The sequence below is a fragment of the Ruegeria lacuscaerulensis genome (genome assembly GCF_013034745.1).
In the GTDB taxonomy this organism is placed as follows: Bacteria; Pseudomonadota; Alphaproteobacteria; order Rhodobacterales; family Rhodobacteraceae; genus Ruegeria; species Ruegeria lacuscaerulensis_B.
This window is the reverse complement of the sequence record NZ_WQGP01000006.1, coordinates 48,550-63,202: the sequence shown is the minus strand read 5'-3', so window position 1 is coordinate 63,202 and position 14,653 is coordinate 48,550. Positions and strand designations below refer to the sequence as shown.

Genomic DNA, 14,653 nt, shown 5'->3' with positions numbered 1-14,653 from the left:
AGTGAGATGAGTGATTTTTCCCATTCCCTTGCCGCCTCGACCAGCGCCCTGCGCGCGCAATCGGCGCGTCTGCGACACGTGTCCGAGAATATCTCGAACGCCGATACGCCGGGGTATCGCCGCAAGACTGTACCGTTCGAAACCGTGCGAAAAGACGGGCGTGAGGTGGTACAGGCCGGGCGGGTCAAGCTGGACCGCCGCGACGCGTCGCGCGTTTACGACCCCGGTCATCCGATGGCGGATGAGACCGGCCATTATCGCGGCTCGAATGTCGATCTGATGATCGAGATCGCCGACGCCCGCGAGGCACAGCGCAGTTACGAAGCCAATCTCAAGATGTTCGACCAGACACGTCAGATGTCGTCGAGCCTGATGGAACTCCTCAGAAAATAAAGGACACCAGAATGGATATCCGAGCCCTCAATGCTGCCCAGAACTATGCTGGCGCGCGCTCTGCAACGCAGGCCGATCCCGATCACGCCGGAATGGCGCAGGGATTGCGCAGCACGTTTCAGGATTTTGCCGCGACGCTGAAACAGTCCGAGGCCATCTCGCAGACCGCGATGACCGGCCAGGCTGATCCGCACGCGCTGGTGCAGGCGCTGGCGCAGACCGAACTGGCGGTCGAGACAGCCGTGGTCGTGCGCAACAAAGTGGTCGAGGCCTATCAGGAAATCCTGCGGATGCCGGTCTGACGCGATGCTCAGCGAAGGTCTGTTCTATGACATCGTGCGTCAGGCGCTGTGGGTCGCGGTGATCACCTCGGTCCCGATCCTGGCTGTGGCGCTGGTTTCGGGCCTGATCGTGGGCCTGTTCCAGGCGCTGACCTCGGTGCAGGAGATGACGCTGACCTTCGTGCCCAAGCTGATCGCCATCGTCATCGTGTTCTGGATTTCCATGGGGTTCATGACCCAGACGCTGGTGACGTTTTTCACCACAACCCTTGTCCCGCTGATCGCCGGAGGTCGCTGATGGATACCGCCTATACCACCTTGTCCCGCCAGTCGGGGCTGATGAACGAAATGCGGCTGGTGGCGAACAATATCGCCAATGCCAACACCACCGGATACCGCGCGCAAGGCTTGGTGTTTTCCGAATTCGTGCGCGACATGCCCGGCAATCCGTCCTTGTCAATGGCGCGGGCCGAGGTGCGCAACACGTCATTGCAGCAAGGGGTTCTGACTGAGACTGGAGGCGATTTTGATTTCGCCATCGAAGGCGATGGATTCTTCATGGTCGAAACTCCGGCCGGCAATCGATTGACACGGGCAGGGGCGTTCTCGCCAAGCGCCGAGGGAGATTTGGTCACGATGGATGGCCACCGTGTGCTGGATAGCAACGGCGCGCCGGTTTTTGTAGCCCCCGACGCGGCCTCGATCGAGGTGGGCAGCGACGGCACACTCAGTATTGAGGGGCAATTGCTGGGGCAGCTTGGTGTCTATCGGGTCGAAGATCCCAAGACCCTGGTGCGCGAAGGTAGCACGCAGTTCCGTAGCGAAGGCGACGTAGTGCCGATCGAAGAGCCGGTGATCGTTCATCGCTTTCTCGAAGGGTCCAACGTCAACGCGATCGAACAGGTGACACGGCTGGTCGAAATCCAGCGCGCCTATGAGCTGGGCCAGAGCTTTCTTGAAACCGAAGACGAACGGGTGCGTGGCGCGCTCAAGGCGCTGATGCGCTGACTTTAGAACGGAGGATTTGACATGCGGGCATTGAAAATCGCAGCGACGGGTATGACCGCGCAGCAGATGCGGGTTGAGACGATCTCGAACAACCTCGCGAATATGAACACCACCGGCTACAACGCGCGGCGGGCTGAATTTGCCGATCTGCACTATCAGCAGATGGCGCGGGCCGGGTCGGTGAATGCCAATGACGGCACGCTTTTGCCGACGGGTATTCAGTTGGGGCTTGGCGTCCGACCCGCTGCCGTAACGGTGCAACTTGCGCAAGGTGCGTTGTCGGCGACGGGCAGCGATCTGGATGTGGCGATCGAAGGGCGTGGCTATCTGGAGGTGACGTTGCCCAACGGTCAGTCCGCCTTTACCCGCGACGGAAGCCTGAAGCGATCTGCCGAGGGTCTGATTGTCACCTCGGACGGGTTCGCCGTTGCGCCCGAGATTACAATCCCCGACGACGCGCGCTCAATCTCAATCAACGCAGCGGGCGAGGTCTATGCCTATTTCGACGATGCCGCCGAAGGGCAGTTGCTGGGTGAATTCGCCCTGGCAAGTTTTTCAAATGCCAAAGGCTTAGAGGCCATCGGCAGCAACCTGTTCAAAGAAACCGAAGCTTCGGGCGCACCAGTTGTCGGATCTCCGGGCGAGGATGGCCTGGGCACGCTGCGACAGGGCTATCTTGAGGACAGTTCCGTCGACGCCGTGCGCGAGGTCACCGAACTGATCGAAGCCCAGCGGGGATACGAGATGAACGCCAAGGTGATCTCGGCCGTCGATCAGATGATGGGCGCAACCACACAGGTGCGCTGATGCGGGTACTGCTTATTATTCTTGTGATGGCCGGACCCTGCGTGGCGATGGCCGATATTGTTGTCCCGACCCGTACGATCCGCGCGAAAGAGATCATCGCGCCCACTGATCTGGCCACCAAGGAACAGGACATACCCGGGGCGATTTCCAGCCAGGACGTGTTGATCGGGCAGGAGGCACGCGTGGCGCTCTATCCCGGCCGCCCTATTCGCGTGGGCGACTTCGGACCGCCCGCAATCGTCGACCGCAATGATCTGGTGGTTCTGATTTTTGATCGCCAGCCGCTGTCGATCACTGCCGAAGGGCGCGCGTTGGGTCGCGGGGCAGTCGGCGATCGCATTCGGGTGATGAACCTGTCGTCGCGAACCACCGTGACCGGCTTTATCCGAACCGACGGACAAATCGAGGTAAAATGATGCCAGTATATACCAAATCACTCCTACTGGGCGCGTTGGTTCTGACCGCCTGTGGCCGCGTCGATCACCTGGGTAAACCCCCCAGCTTCACACCCAATGAGGATTCGCCCGAACATGTCGCCATGCTATGGCCCGGTCTGCCGCTGCATACGCAGCCCCAACGCGCGGTCGATCAATCGTCGCTGTGGACGGGTGGGCAGCAATCGCTGCTGGGCGATCAGCGGGCGATCAAGAAAGGCGATATCCTGACGGTCGTGATCGAGCTGGATGAAAAAGCCGAGATTTCCAACGACACCAACCGGTCCCGCGCGGGGTCCGAAAGCCTTTCGGTGCCCGGTCTGTTCGGGCTGCCGCAAAGAGCGGCAGAGCAACTGCCCGAAGGCGCCTCTTTGGATGAGGCGGTGTCGATTGATTCAGCCTCCAACAGTCGCGGCAAAGGGTCGGTAAAGCGCAAAGAGAAACTGACGCTGCGCGTTGCAGCAACCGTGATTGATGTGCTGCCCAATGGCGTATTGGCGATCTCGGGTTCGCAGGAATTACGGGTGAATTTCGAACTGCGCGAGCTGCTGGTAACCGGCTATGTGCGCCCGCAGGATATCTCGCGCCAGAACGAAATCACGTATGACAAGATTGCCTCTGCGCGGGTGTCCTATGGGGGGCGCGGTCAGATTACCGATGTGCAGCAGCCGCGCTATGGGCAGCAGGTTCTAGACACTCTTCTACCGTTTTGAGGGTTGATTGATGAAAAAACTGATCCCCGTTTTGTTTCTGTTGGCAGGCCTTGGCGTAGGTGTCGGGGCCGGGCTTTTCCTGGCCCCATCCGACGCGCCCGCACAAGAGGGCAAGGAATATGCGTCCGCGGAAAAGGAGCCCAAGGACAAAAAGGCCAAAGATGAGAAACCCAAACCGAAGTTCAAAACGTCGGAGAAAGACGACAAGAGCAGCGATGTGGAATATCTGAAACTGACCAAACAGTTTGTGATACCAGTTGTTGAAGCCGAGCGCATTTCGGCCATGGTAACGATGTCCGTTAGCCTTGAGGCTAAACCGGGCATGACCGACACTTTCTATGCCATAGAGCCGAAATTGCGCGACCGCTTCCTGCAAGTTCTGTTCGATCACGCGAACACAGGTGGGTTTGACGGCAATTTCACCACTTCGGAAAATCTGGACACGCTGCGTAAGTCCCTGTTGGAAGTGGCGCAGAAAGACCTGGGCAAGGAAATCTCGAACGTGATGATCCTGAGCGTGAACCGGCAGGATGCCTAAGCGCATTAAGGTATCTGTTTCTTCTGCAAAGCGCGGCGTCGGTTTTCCGTTTCGATATCAGACAGCCGGGTAACCGCCTGCTGGCGCCCAAACGCGGATCGCAACGCGTCCAGAGCTGCAAGCTTTTGCGATCTCACCCGCGCCAGTTCCATGTTCAACTGACGACGGGTATTGGATTCCCACCCATGCCACAGGATATCTGTTCCGGTGACACGATATCCTTCGGTGTCGTTGGTATCCCGGCGCGTTTGCCGAACTTGACCGTCCAATCGTGCCAGCTGGTTTTGGATACGGATCTCGGCCTGCAAGATGGGTGCCAGGGCTTGATGCTCTTTCTGGAAAAGTGCGTCTGTGGCTATTTGCAAGTTTGAAAGCTTTTGGCGTTTCATCAAATCTGCCCTTTTGCTTTTTTGCGCATTGCCTCGGCAAACCGAATAGCCGCAGCGACGGGTTTATAATGTTCCTCTGCAATCTCCTGCCCGATCTCGACGGTCGCGTGCAGCGCGCGCGCGGTTGGCGGGTCCGAGTGTATTGGAACGCCCGCTGTTCCAGCCGCCGATCGAATGGCGGCTGCCACCTCGTCCACGCCCTTGGCAACACAGACCGGGGCTGAGCCGGCGGCCCGCGACCACTTTAGCGTGAATGCAAAATGGGTTGGGTTGACAACAACCACATCTGCCTTGGGCACGTCCGCCATCATCTGATTTGTCGCGATCTCTTGCGCGCGCTGGCGGCGCTGCTGTTTGACATGCGGATCGCCCTCGGCGTCCTTGGTTTCGTCCTGAATTTCTTTGCGCGACATCCGGTTTTTGCGGATATGCTCGGCATATTGCCAAAGGTAATCCACCGCTCCGATCGCGAGAGCCACGGCGACGACGATAAACAGGAACCGAAACAACAAATTCATCATCAAAAGCAAAGATGCCTTGGCCGGTGCCGCGCTGGCTGACAGGATCTGGTCCAGATTGGCGCGCAGAAACAGGGCCAGGCACGTTCCATAGATCACCAGTTTCACAAAGCTCTTGGCAAATTCGAACAGACCGCCACGCCCGAACTTGTTCTTGGCGTTGGATGGGATCGAAATACGCGAGAGTTTGGGCTTCAGCTTGCTGGGCGCAAAAATCAGGGCCCGCTGGGCAATCAGGCTGAGCAATACGGCCGCGGCGGGCAAGGCGAACAGGATGGACATCGCCACCAGAGCGGTTTGTAGTAGCCCAGCGACCGGATTGACGGCTGGACCCTCGATCAACAATTCTGACAAGTCGCTGGCTTGATCGACCAGAACGACAAACAGTGTCCCCATTTGCTGGACGCCATAACTGCCTGCGGCCAGCAGAGCCACCAGCAACCCCGAATAGGCCGCGACAACCGACAGGTCGTTAGACTTGGCAACTTCGCCCTTCTCGCGTGCTTTCTGAAGCTTCTGTGGCGTTGGCTCGAATGACTTGTCACTGTCGTCATCACCGCTCATCTGCTGGCTCCGACCGGGTTGACGATGAAGGAAAACAGCACGTCGGCCCAGACCGACAAGATCAAAGGCGTGCCGGCAAACAACAGGAACAGACCGGCAAAGGTAATCGCGGGGGCGCCGACAAAAGCCACCATAAGCTGTGGCATGGCTCGGTTGATCACGCCAAGCGCGAGGTTATAGATCAATGATGCGATGACGAAGGGCATGGCGAGGCTGAACGCAAGGCTGAAACTGCGCGCGATCCGCTGCACGCCCCATTCCGACAGGTCCGAGGCTGCCGGGGCCACGCCCATCGGAAACAGCGTGTAGCTTAGGATCAGGAATTGCGCGACGTGAACATGCAGCCCCAGCAATACAGCCAGGGTCAGGCCGGCCAGGGTGAGCATGTAGCCCATAGCCGGAACCGGGTCAGCGGCCGCGCCACCCAGGATCTGGGACAGAGAGGTCGCTTGCGCGGCGATAGAGCCGGCGGTTTGCAGGGCCAGCACGAAAAGTCGCAACCCCAGCCCCAGTGCCACGCCGACCAATATCTCGGTCACGATAAGCCGTACCATCGGCAGTAGGCCGGGGGACGGGATTGGTGCCGGGGTGGCAGGCAGGATGATCAGTGTGAACGCCACCGAGATGCCCAGTTTCACGCGGGTCGGAATGCTGCGCTCGCCAAATGCGGGCAGCAGAGAAACCAGTGCAGAGACACGCAGTAAGACGGCAAAGAGGTGCCACAGCCCATCCCCCAATTGGGGTAGAAGCTCGGGCGGCAGGGCGATCACGCGGGCACCGTTCCGACCAGGGCAGGGCGTGCTTCCAGTCCGATTTCCTCGAACGAGAGGACCGGGTTCGCGACGCCGCGCGCGTGCATGATCGTGCGCAACAATCGCCGTCGCCGGGTCGAAGTCACAACCGCCGGAAACAGCCCATGATCGGCCGATTGTGACACCGTGTTAACGACTCCATCGGCTAGTTTGTTGAACAGGTTCGGCGGCAGCGCGACGTCCAGCCCCGCATTTGGCGCGTCGATCTGGTAGGTCGAAAACGTATCCTCCCATTCCGGGGCCAGTTGGATAAGTGGGATCGAGCCATCCTCGCGCTTCATCTCGGCCACCAGTTGGAAGCCCAAGCGCTGACGGACCAGTTCGCAGATACCTTCAGGCTGTGTCGTGGTCAGGCGCGCCTCGGCCACGCTTTCCAAGATCAGGGCCATGTTGCGGATCGAAACACGCTCATCCAGCAGCAGCCGCAACACCGCATGTAGCGTGTCGATCGGCACTTTGTCGGGGATCAGTTCATCCAGCAGCTTGCGGTTGGCCTCGGCCCGGATGGGATCGCTGAGCTTGGTCATCTCGGCCAGCAGCCGGCGCAGAGATTTCAATGTCAGCAGGCGCGAGAAGTTCTGTTTGATGATCTCAAGCAGGTGCGTGGCGAGGATCTCGGGGGGCGAGACGATGGTGGCCCCGCTCATCGCCGCGGCCTCTTGATCTTTGGGCAGAATCCAGCGGGCAGGGGCGCCATAGACGGGTTCGGTCACGTCGGTGCCGTCGGGTAGCAAATCTCGGTCGTCCTGTACCAGCGCCAGCACCAGATCGGGGTTCAATTCGCCACGCGCCTGTTCAACCCCGTGGACCTTGACCACATAGGTGCCCATGGGCAGATCGGCGCGGTCGGTCAGGCGGATGTCAGGTAGGATCAGACCGAAGGTCGAGGCCACATAGGTCCGCATATTGGCGATCCGGGCATCCAACCCGGTGCCGGGGTTCAGCACCATGCTGACCAGATCCGGCGCAAATTCCAGATGCACGTCGTCCAGATCCAGAATGTCTCCAATCGCCTGAGAAACCGGCGTGTCGTCGGTGGTCGCTGGGCTGATGGCGGCGTCGGCCTCGGCCTTTTGTTTGCGGTGCACGCTGTAGGCCGCATAGCCTAGCACACCTGCCCCAAGGATGAAGGGCAGGAAGGGCAGACCCGGCACCAAAGCAAACAGCACCATCAGCATTGCCACCGTCCCCAACGCCGCCGGGTGCTTGCCCAGTTGTGAGAAAATAGCGTTGTCCGTGACCCCCTGCGTACCGCCACGCGCCAGCAGCAGCGCCGAAGCGATCGAGATGATCACGGCTGGGATTTGCGACACCAACCCGTCGCCCACGGTCAGGATGGCATAGGTTTCAAACGCCGAGGATATTGGCATCCCATGCACAATCACTCCCATGATCAGGCCCATCACAAGGTTCAGCAGTGTGATCAGCAGACCAGCAACCGCATCGCCTTTGACGAATTTCGAAGCACCGTCGAGCGAGCCGAAGAATGTCGTCTCTTGCTGTTCGCGCTCGCGCCGTTCCTTGGCTTGCTGGTGGTCGATGGCTCCGGCGGACATGTCGCTGTCAATGGCCAGCTGTTTGCCCGGCATTCCGTCCAGGGCAAAGCGCGCACCAACCTCGGCCATGCGGGCAGCGCCCTTGGTGATGACCATGAAGTTCACGATCAGCAGTACGCCGAACACCACCAGCCCCAGGAAGATGCTGCCGCCCATGACGAAATTGGCGAATCCCTCGATCACGTCCCCGGCGGCGCTGGGGCCGGTGTGCCCCTGACCGATGATCAGCTTGGTTGACGACACGTTCAGCGACAGCCGCAGCATCAGTGAGGCCAGCAGGATCGTGGGGAAGGATGAGAAATCCAATGGCCGTTCGATGAACAGGGTCAGAGTGAAGATCAGGATCGCCAGCGCGAAAGACGCCGCCAGACCTACATCCAGCACCCAGGCGGGCATCGGCAGGATCATCATCACGATGACCGTCATCAGCGCCAGCGCCAGCAGGACGGTGGGCGAGAACAGGGAACGAGGGTCGATCTTGGGCACGCGACCCTCCTAGTTGAATGGGATGAAGGCGGTGGCGGTTCCGGTCGCAGGAACCAGCGAGCCAAGTGCAGTGCCGCGCGTTTGGTCGGTGTCCTGCGGGATCAACGGCGCAGCCGCCCCGGTGAACGGGTCCCGCGCCGCCAGAGGCGCGTCGATAACCTGCTCTAACCCGGCCAGAACGCGCCTGAACCGGCCGGAATAGGCCTGCGCCAGATCCGGCGTGCGCGAGTGATAGGCACCAGCGGCAGCGGTCCATGACCCAAGCTCGGCATGCAGTTTTTTCAGGAACCGGGCGGCGTATTGTGCGTTTTCAAGTGGGTCGAACATCGCGTCGATCGACCGAAAAGCCTTACCGTGCCACCGGTAGTTGATCTGAAAGCATCCGACATCAAAGCTGCGTTTGCCTGCTTTGAAGATGTTAAAAAGATAGGTTTTCGCCTCGTATTCCGAAGTAAACCAGAACCCCTTGCCCTCAACATTGATGGTCCAAGGCCATGGGGCAAGCTGGCCGTCCACCGCACGGCCTGTTTCGACCCGCGATATGGCGCGCAGCACGTCCAGCGGCACGTCATGCGCCTGTGCCGCGCGTCGGGCGGCATGGTCGCAGATCCCGGCAGTGCGGGCATCTGGCGCGGCGGCTAGCGATTGCGCGACGAAAAGCGCGACAACCAGTCCTGAGATGAAACGATGGGGCATTCTGCCGGTCCGGGATTCTGATCAGTCCCGGCCAAGCTAGTCCCGCTTAGGTTTACAGAGGGTTATCGGCCAATCAGATTCGATCAATCCGCCGCCCGAACACGACGCTGGTATTGGTGCGCAGAACGCCGGGGATTTTGGCCAGCTCATCCACCAGAATGTCCAAATCTTCCAATCTTGGGGCTTCGGCGGATAGCAACAGGTCGAACTCTCCGTTAATGGACAGGCACAGTTTGACCTCGGGGTAGGCCTCGAGCCGCTTGATGATGCGCGTGGTTTCCTTTTGCTGCACCTCCAGCAGGACAACGACCTGTACGCGGGGGCTGTCTTCGGGTGTAGTCAGTACGACGGAGTAACCTGCGATCACGCCGCGCTCTTCCATGCGGTTGATCCGCTCGTGCACGGTGGTGCGGGCTACGCCCAGCTTGGCCGCGATCTTGGTGGTCGACTCGCGGGCATTGTGTTGCAGGGCGGCGATGATGCGGCGGTCCAGTTGATCCATGACGCCAGATGTAGTGCAAGGGCGGGCAGAGGCTCAAGGCTTGTTATGGGGCGCAGGGGTCAGGGACCGGGGCCACAGAAAGCCCATAAACCCGATCCCCCAGGCCGCCGCAAAGGTCATCCAGGCAAAGGTTTGGGTTGTGCCCTTGTCTGTCATCAGCCAGCCCGCAAGGGGATAGAGCACCAACCAGCATAGATGCGACAGTGTGAATTGCGCGGCGAAAAGCGCAGGGCGATCCTCAGGCGGGGCCGAGCGGGTCAGCAAGCGGCCTGCCGGGGTCAGCGTTGCCGAATAGCCAAACCCGACGCAGGCCCAGATCAGCGCGAGGCCGGGCAGCGAGATCAGTGACAGCGCCGACATCGCGGCGGCCACGGCCATCGACAACGTGCCAAAGCTCGCGCCGGTCAGCATGACGTCGCGGTCCCGCAGTTTCTCTAACAGGGCGGGCAGGGCAAAAGCGGCCAGCATTGAACCGCCTCCGAACCCGGCCAGAGCCGTTGCCACTGCGCTTTCCGACAGTCCCAGATCGCCGCGCACAATAACCACCGTGTTGACAATAACCGTCGCGCTGAGGGCTGCAGCCGTCCAGTTCAGCGCCAGCAGCCCCCTGAGGCGTGGTGTGGCCAAATAGATGCGCAGGCCGCGGGTGGTGCGGTCAAAGATACCGCGGGGTTGTTTGGGTTTGGGCGAGGGCAGGACGACCGAAACCACCAGCAGGGCCGAGGCGACAAAACCAACCCCAGTGCCCCAGAACAGGCTGTCAAAACTGACAATCGTCAGCAAAGCAGCGGCAAGCAGTGGGCTTACGACGCTCTCCAGATCATAGGCCAGCCGGGACAGCGATAGAGCCTTTGTATAGTCGTGCTCATCCGTAAGCACATCCGGGATCGTGGCCTGAAACGCGGGCGTGAACCCGGCCGAGGCCGATTGTAGGATGAAAATCAGCACAAAAACCTGCCAGATCTCGGTTACGAAGGGCAAGCAGACAGCCACAGCCGCACGGACCAGATCCAACACCACCAGCATTTTGCGGCGATCCAGCCGCTCGGCCACGGCGGCGGCAATGGGCGCGACCAGCACATAGGCGACCATCTTGATCGTCAGCGCCGTGCCCAGCACCATGCCAGCGGCATTGCCCGCAAGATCAAATGCCAGAAGTCCCAGCGCAACCGTCGCCAAACCGGTGCCGGTCAGCGCCACGATCTGGGCAGCCAACAGGTGGCGATAAACGCGGTTTCGCAAGATGCTCAGCATTGTCCGGGCGGTCCTTTCCGGTGGAAACGGATACATGGTTGGTTTTCCCAGCCCAGTCTCGGATGGTCAAGAATCGCGTATCTTTGTTGCATTCTATGGATGGCGTTGAGTTCACGGGCCAAACCGCCTATCTCGGGGGCGATACCGCACAAAGGAAGACCCCGTGGCGAACCATCTTTATCAAAACGACCTGCCGGACGGGTTGGACCTTGGCCCTGTCGTGGCCATCGACTGCGAAACCATGGGGCTTAACCCGCATCGCGACCGTCTGTGTGTGATCCAGATGTCGGGCGGCGATGGCAACAGCCATATTGTGCAGGTCGCCAAAGGTCAGACCGAGGCCCCAAACCTGTGCGCGATGCTGGAAAACCCCGACGTACTGAAGCTGTTCCATTTCGGACGCTTCGATATCGCCGCGATGTATCACGCCTTTGGTGCACTGGCCGCGCCGGTCTATTGCACCAAGATCGCCAGCCGTTTGGTGCGCACCTATACCGACCGCCACGGGCTGAAAAACCTGTGCCAGGAACTGATCGGGGTCGATATCTCGAAACAGCAACAGATGAGCGACTGGGGTGCCGAAACCCTGACAGAGGCGCAGCTGGACTATGCGGCCTCGGACGTTTTGTATCTGCACCGTCTGCGCGAGGCGCTGGACGGTCGGCTGGCCCGCGAAGGCCGGACGGAAATGGCCCAGGCCTGTTTTGAATTCTTGCCGATGCGTGCGAAGCTTGACCTCGCCGGTTGGCCCGAAACGGATATTTTTGCGCACTCATGACCGATACAGACGCCTTCCTGAAAACCGCCCGACAGGTGATCACCGACGAAGCCCGCGCGCTGGACGTGCTGGCCGACAGCCTGAACGAAGACTTTGCCGAGGCCGTGCAGCTGATCCTGCAAGCCACAGGCCGCATTATCATCAGCGGCATCGGCAAATCAGGTCATATCGGCCACAAAATCGCGGCAACTTTGGCCAGCACCGGCACGCCCGCCTATTTCGTTCACCCTGCCGAGGCCAGCCATGGCGATCTGGGCATGGTGTCCAAGGGCGATGTTGTTCTGGCTATTTCGAATTCTGGCGAAGCGCCGGAACTGGCAAACTTGCTGGCCTTTACCCGCCGGTTTGGGATTCCGCTGATCGGCTTGTCCAGCAAGCCTGAAAGCACGTTGATGAAACAGGCGGATGTGCACTTGCTGATCCCCTCGATGGGCGAGGCGTGTGGATTTGGCATGGTGCCCTCGATCTCGACCACGCTGACATTGGCGATGGGCGACGCGCTGGCGATCGCGCTGATGAAACATCGCGATTTCAAGCCCGAGGATTTCCGTGCTTTCCACCCCGGAGGCAAGCTGGGCGCGCGGCTCAGCACGGTGCGTGACCTGATGCATACGGGCGAGGCCCTGCCCCTGCTGGCATCCGATGTCGCCATGAGCGATGCGCTGATAGAGATCAGCCAGAAAGGGTTCGGCGTCGCGGGCGTGACAGAAAGCGGTGGCCAGCTTTCGGGGATTATCACCGATGGGGACCTGCGCCGTCACATGGATGGTTTGCTGTCCAAAACAGCCGCGCAGGTGATGACCGAGAACCCGACGACAATCGGACCCGATGCATTGGCTGAAGAAGCCGTGGCGATCATGAATGACCGCAAGATCACCTCGTTGTTTGTGGTCGAACCGGATACGGACGGCCCCGCGCTGGGTCTGCTGCACATTCACGATTGCCTGCGCGTCGGGCTGGGATAAGAGGGCGGGGCCGTGGACAGCCACTCTCGGATGGTGCAGTTCTTGAAGGTGGTCCTGCCGCTGGCGGCCATTGTGCTGTTGTCCACCGTGTTCCTGCTGTCGCGCAGCATCGAAACCGACGTGACGGTCCCCTTCACCCAACGCGATATCGAGGAACGTCTGGCCGATCAGGTGGTCACCAATCCCAGCTACCGTGGCACCACGCGCAAGGGCGAAGAGGTACTGATCGAAGCCACGCAAGCCACGCAAGGAACCGAGAGCTCTGTGCCCACGGCATCCGAGTTTCAGGGCAGGCTGGGGCTTTTGAATGGCGGTATCATCACGCTGGATTCCAATTCGGGCACGATCCGACCTGACAAGAACACGGCAACCTTCGTGGGAGATGTCGTGATTACCACGACCGACGGTATTCGGGTGACAACCGATCACCTGAACACGGCCTTGGACGAAATTCGGGGTGATACGCCGGGTCAGATTGACGGAACTGGCGCGATCGGCGATTTCTCGGCCGGTCGCATGACATTCGGGGCGGAAAAAAAGGACGGTCCGGTCCATATTCTTTTTACAGATGGCGTGAAGCTGATATACCAGCCGCAACAAGCAGAAAGATAAGCTGTGTTCGATTTTCGTACTGTCCTTCTTACCGTCTCTTTGCTGGCCGGTGCCAATCTGGCTGCGGCGCAGGGAACCCAGGTCGCGTTTGGTGCCGTCAAGGCAGACCCCAGCCTGCCGGTCGAGGTGACATCGGAATCGCTGAACGTGAACCAGGAGGACGGCTCGGCCGAGTTCGTGGGCAACGTGATCGTCATCCAGGGAGAAATGCGGCTGACTGCGGGTCGGGTACTAGTGATCTACAATGAGGACCGCTCGGGTATCGAGCGGATGGAGGCCACGGAAGACGTTGTTCTGGTCAGCCCGCCCGATGCGGCGGAAGGGGATTGGGCGGAATATACCATCGACTCGGGCCAGATCGTCATGCGCGGTAACGTTCTGCTGACCCAGGGCCCCAGCACGATCAGCGGCGATCAGATGAATGCAAACCTGACCTCTGGGTCGGCAACGGTGACGGGCAACGTCAAGACGATCCTTCAGCAGGGGGCCAACTGATGGCGCGACCCAGTCTGAGCGTGACCGAGGGCACATCGGGGCTCAGGATCGAAAAGCTGCGCAAATCCTACCGGAAGAAAACGGTTATCCGCGATGTCTCGATGACATTGGGCCGGTCCGAGGTTGTGGCGCTGTTGGGCCCCAACGGGTCGGGCAAGACCACGACCTTTTATTCAGTGGCTGGGCTGGTTTTTCCCGAGGCCGGAACCGTGACCATCGACGGTCAGGTGGTGACGACCCTGCCCATGTACCGCCGCGCACGGCTTGGTATTGGGTATCTGCCGCAGGAAATGTCGATTTTCCGGGGTATGAGCGTTGAAGAAAACATATCTGCCGTGCTGGATATCACCGTAAGACACGCGCATCGCCGCAAGGAACGGCTGGAAGAGCTGTTGTCCGATTTCTCGATCGAACATCTGCGTCGCGCGCCTGCGCTGGCCCTGTCTGGTGGCGAACGGCGCCGGGTCGAGATCGCGCGTTGTCTGGCGGCTGACCCCAAGTATTTGCTGCTGGACGAACCTTTTGCCGGTGTGGACCCGATCAGCGTGGGCGACATCCGTCACCTTGTGGCCGATCTGAAAAAGCGCGGGATTGGTGTTCTGATCACTGATCACAACGTGCGCGAGACGCTCGAGATCGTAGATCGCGCCTATATTCTGCATGATGGTCAGGTACTTATGTCCGGAACGCCGGACGAAGTAGTCGAAAACGAAAACGTGCGCCGCGTCTATCTGGGTGAAAACTTCCGTATTTCATAGGTTTGCGCGGTATTGCGCCGGATGCATGGCGGAAATCTCGTATATACACGCCTGTTTTGATTGACTCTTCCTCCGTCTCTTGCCTCAATTGGGG

Annotated in this window: 20 protein-coding genes; 13 read left to right on the top strand and 7 right to left on the bottom strand. The window is 60.0% G+C overall.

Annotated elements, in window-relative coordinates; translation table 11 throughout:
- Positions 1-6: 6 nt before the first annotated feature.
- The 8 genes from flgC to GOV79_RS12975 are packed head-to-tail and all read left to right on the top strand — an operon-like array spanning position 7 to position 4,174.
- Positions 7-393 (top strand): flagellar basal body rod protein FlgC, encoded by a 387-nt coding sequence (gene flgC / locus GOV79_RS13010; protein ID WP_170790101.1) that lies wholly within the window; start codon positions 7-9, stop codon positions 391-393.
- Between the two features lie 11 nt (positions 394-404).
- On the top strand, positions 405-695 hold the full coding sequence (gene fliE, locus GOV79_RS13005; RefSeq protein WP_170755361.1) for a flagellar hook-basal body complex protein FliE: 291 nt from the start codon (positions 405-407) through the stop codon (positions 693-695).
- A gap of 4 nt (positions 696-699) precedes the next feature.
- Positions 700-972, top strand: a complete 273-nt coding sequence (locus GOV79_RS13000; RefSeq protein ID WP_170353788.1) for a flagellar biosynthetic protein FliQ — start codon at positions 700-702, stop codon at positions 970-972.
- Entirely contained in the window at positions 972-1,682 is a 711-nt protein-coding gene (locus GOV79_RS12995) for a flagellar hook-basal body complex protein (RefSeq protein WP_170790100.1), read from the top strand. The genes GOV79_RS13000 and GOV79_RS12995 overlap by 1 nt, the downstream gene beginning before the upstream one ends.
- A gap of 21 nt (positions 1,683-1,703) precedes the next feature.
- On the top strand, positions 1,704-2,489 hold the full coding sequence (flgG, locus tag GOV79_RS12990) for a flagellar basal-body rod protein FlgG (RefSeq protein ID WP_170790099.1): 786 nt from the start codon (positions 1,704-1,706) through the stop codon (positions 2,487-2,489).
- A complete protein-coding gene (gene flgA / locus GOV79_RS12985; protein ID WP_170790098.1) occupies positions 2,489-2,905 on the top strand; it encodes a flagellar basal body P-ring formation chaperone FlgA in 417 nt (138 codons plus the stop codon). Before flgG ends, flgA begins: the two co-directional genes overlap by 1 nt.
- The gene (gene flgH, locus GOV79_RS12980) at positions 2,905-3,636 is read left to right on the top strand and encodes a flagellar basal body L-ring protein FlgH (RefSeq protein ID WP_408015519.1); all 732 of its coding nucleotides are present in this window, start codon (positions 2,905-2,907) and stop codon (positions 3,634-3,636) included. The genes flgA and flgH overlap by 1 nt, the downstream gene beginning before the upstream one ends.
- A gap of 10 nt (positions 3,637-3,646) precedes the next feature.
- Positions 3,647-4,174 (top strand): flagellar basal body-associated FliL family protein, encoded by a 528-nt coding sequence (locus GOV79_RS12975; RefSeq protein WP_170790096.1) that lies wholly within the window; start codon positions 3,647-3,649, stop codon positions 4,172-4,174.
- A gap of 5 nt (positions 4,175-4,179) precedes the next feature.
- Here the strand turns inward: GOV79_RS12975 and GOV79_RS12970 are convergent, their stop codons facing one another.
- The 7 genes from GOV79_RS12970 to GOV79_RS12940 all read right to left on the bottom strand — a co-directional run bounded on the left by GOV79_RS12970 (position 4,180) and on the right by GOV79_RS12940 (position 10,951).
- On the bottom strand, positions 4,180-4,563 hold the full coding sequence (locus tag GOV79_RS12970; RefSeq protein ID WP_170790095.1) for a hypothetical protein: 384 nt from the start codon (positions 4,561-4,563) through the stop codon (positions 4,180-4,182).
- The gene (gene flhB / locus GOV79_RS12965; protein WP_170790094.1) at positions 4,563-5,645 is read right to left on the bottom strand and encodes a flagellar type III secretion system protein FlhB; all 1,083 of its coding nucleotides are present in this window, start codon (positions 5,643-5,645) and stop codon (positions 4,563-4,565) included. Before flhB ends, GOV79_RS12970 begins: the two co-directional genes overlap by 1 nt.
- Positions 5,642-6,415 (bottom strand): flagellar biosynthetic protein FliR, encoded by a 774-nt coding sequence (locus GOV79_RS12960; RefSeq protein WP_170790093.1) that lies wholly within the window; start codon positions 6,413-6,415, stop codon positions 5,642-5,644. The genes flhB and GOV79_RS12960 overlap by 4 nt, the downstream gene beginning before the upstream one ends.
- On the bottom strand, positions 6,412-8,499 hold the full coding sequence (flhA, locus tag GOV79_RS12955; RefSeq protein WP_170790092.1) for a flagellar biosynthesis protein FlhA: 2,088 nt from the start codon (positions 8,497-8,499) through the stop codon (positions 6,412-6,414). The genes GOV79_RS12960 and flhA overlap by 4 nt, the downstream gene beginning before the upstream one ends.
- Before the next feature lie 9 nt (positions 8,500-8,508).
- Complete coding sequence (locus GOV79_RS12950; protein WP_170790091.1) at positions 8,509-9,195, bottom strand: lytic transglycosylase domain-containing protein; 687 nt, start codon at positions 9,193-9,195, stop codon at positions 8,509-8,511.
- Positions 9,196-9,268: 73 nt separating this feature from the next.
- Positions 9,269-9,697, bottom strand: a complete 429-nt coding sequence (locus GOV79_RS12945; protein ID WP_170770997.1) for an Lrp/AsnC family transcriptional regulator — start codon at positions 9,695-9,697, stop codon at positions 9,269-9,271.
- A gap of 33 nt (positions 9,698-9,730) precedes the next feature.
- On the bottom strand, positions 9,731-10,951 hold the full coding sequence (locus GOV79_RS12940; protein ID WP_170790090.1) for an MFS transporter: 1,221 nt from the start codon (positions 10,949-10,951) through the stop codon (positions 9,731-9,733).
- A 163-nt stretch (positions 10,952-11,114) separates the two neighbouring features.
- Between GOV79_RS12940 and GOV79_RS12935 the strand changes: the two genes are divergently transcribed.
- The 5 genes from GOV79_RS12935 to lptB are packed head-to-tail and all read left to right on the top strand — an operon-like array spanning position 11,115 to position 14,559.
- Complete coding sequence (locus tag GOV79_RS12935; protein ID WP_170790089.1) at positions 11,115-11,729, top strand: ribonuclease D; 615 nt, start codon at positions 11,115-11,117, stop codon at positions 11,727-11,729.
- Positions 11,726-12,694, top strand: coding sequence for a KpsF/GutQ family sugar-phosphate isomerase (locus tag GOV79_RS12930; RefSeq protein ID WP_170770991.1), 969 nt, complete (start codon positions 11,726-11,728; stop codon positions 12,692-12,694). Before GOV79_RS12935 ends, GOV79_RS12930 begins: the two co-directional genes overlap by 4 nt.
- Positions 12,695-12,706: 12 nt before the next feature.
- Positions 12,707-13,306 carry an LPS export ABC transporter periplasmic protein LptC gene (gene lptC / locus GOV79_RS12925; RefSeq protein WP_170790088.1) on the top strand — a complete coding sequence of 200 codons (600 nt, stop codon included), beginning with the start codon at positions 12,707-12,709 and terminating at the stop codon, positions 13,304-13,306.
- Between the two features lie 3 nt (positions 13,307-13,309).
- Positions 13,310-13,801 (top strand): LptA/OstA family protein, encoded by a 492-nt coding sequence (locus GOV79_RS12920; protein WP_170770987.1) that lies wholly within the window; start codon positions 13,310-13,312, stop codon positions 13,799-13,801.
- The gene (gene lptB, locus GOV79_RS12915; RefSeq protein ID WP_170770985.1) at positions 13,801-14,559 is read left to right on the top strand and encodes an LPS export ABC transporter ATP-binding protein; all 759 of its coding nucleotides are present in this window, start codon (positions 13,801-13,803) and stop codon (positions 14,557-14,559) included. The genes GOV79_RS12920 and lptB overlap by 1 nt, the downstream gene beginning before the upstream one ends.
- Positions 14,560-14,653 lie beyond the last annotated feature (94 nt).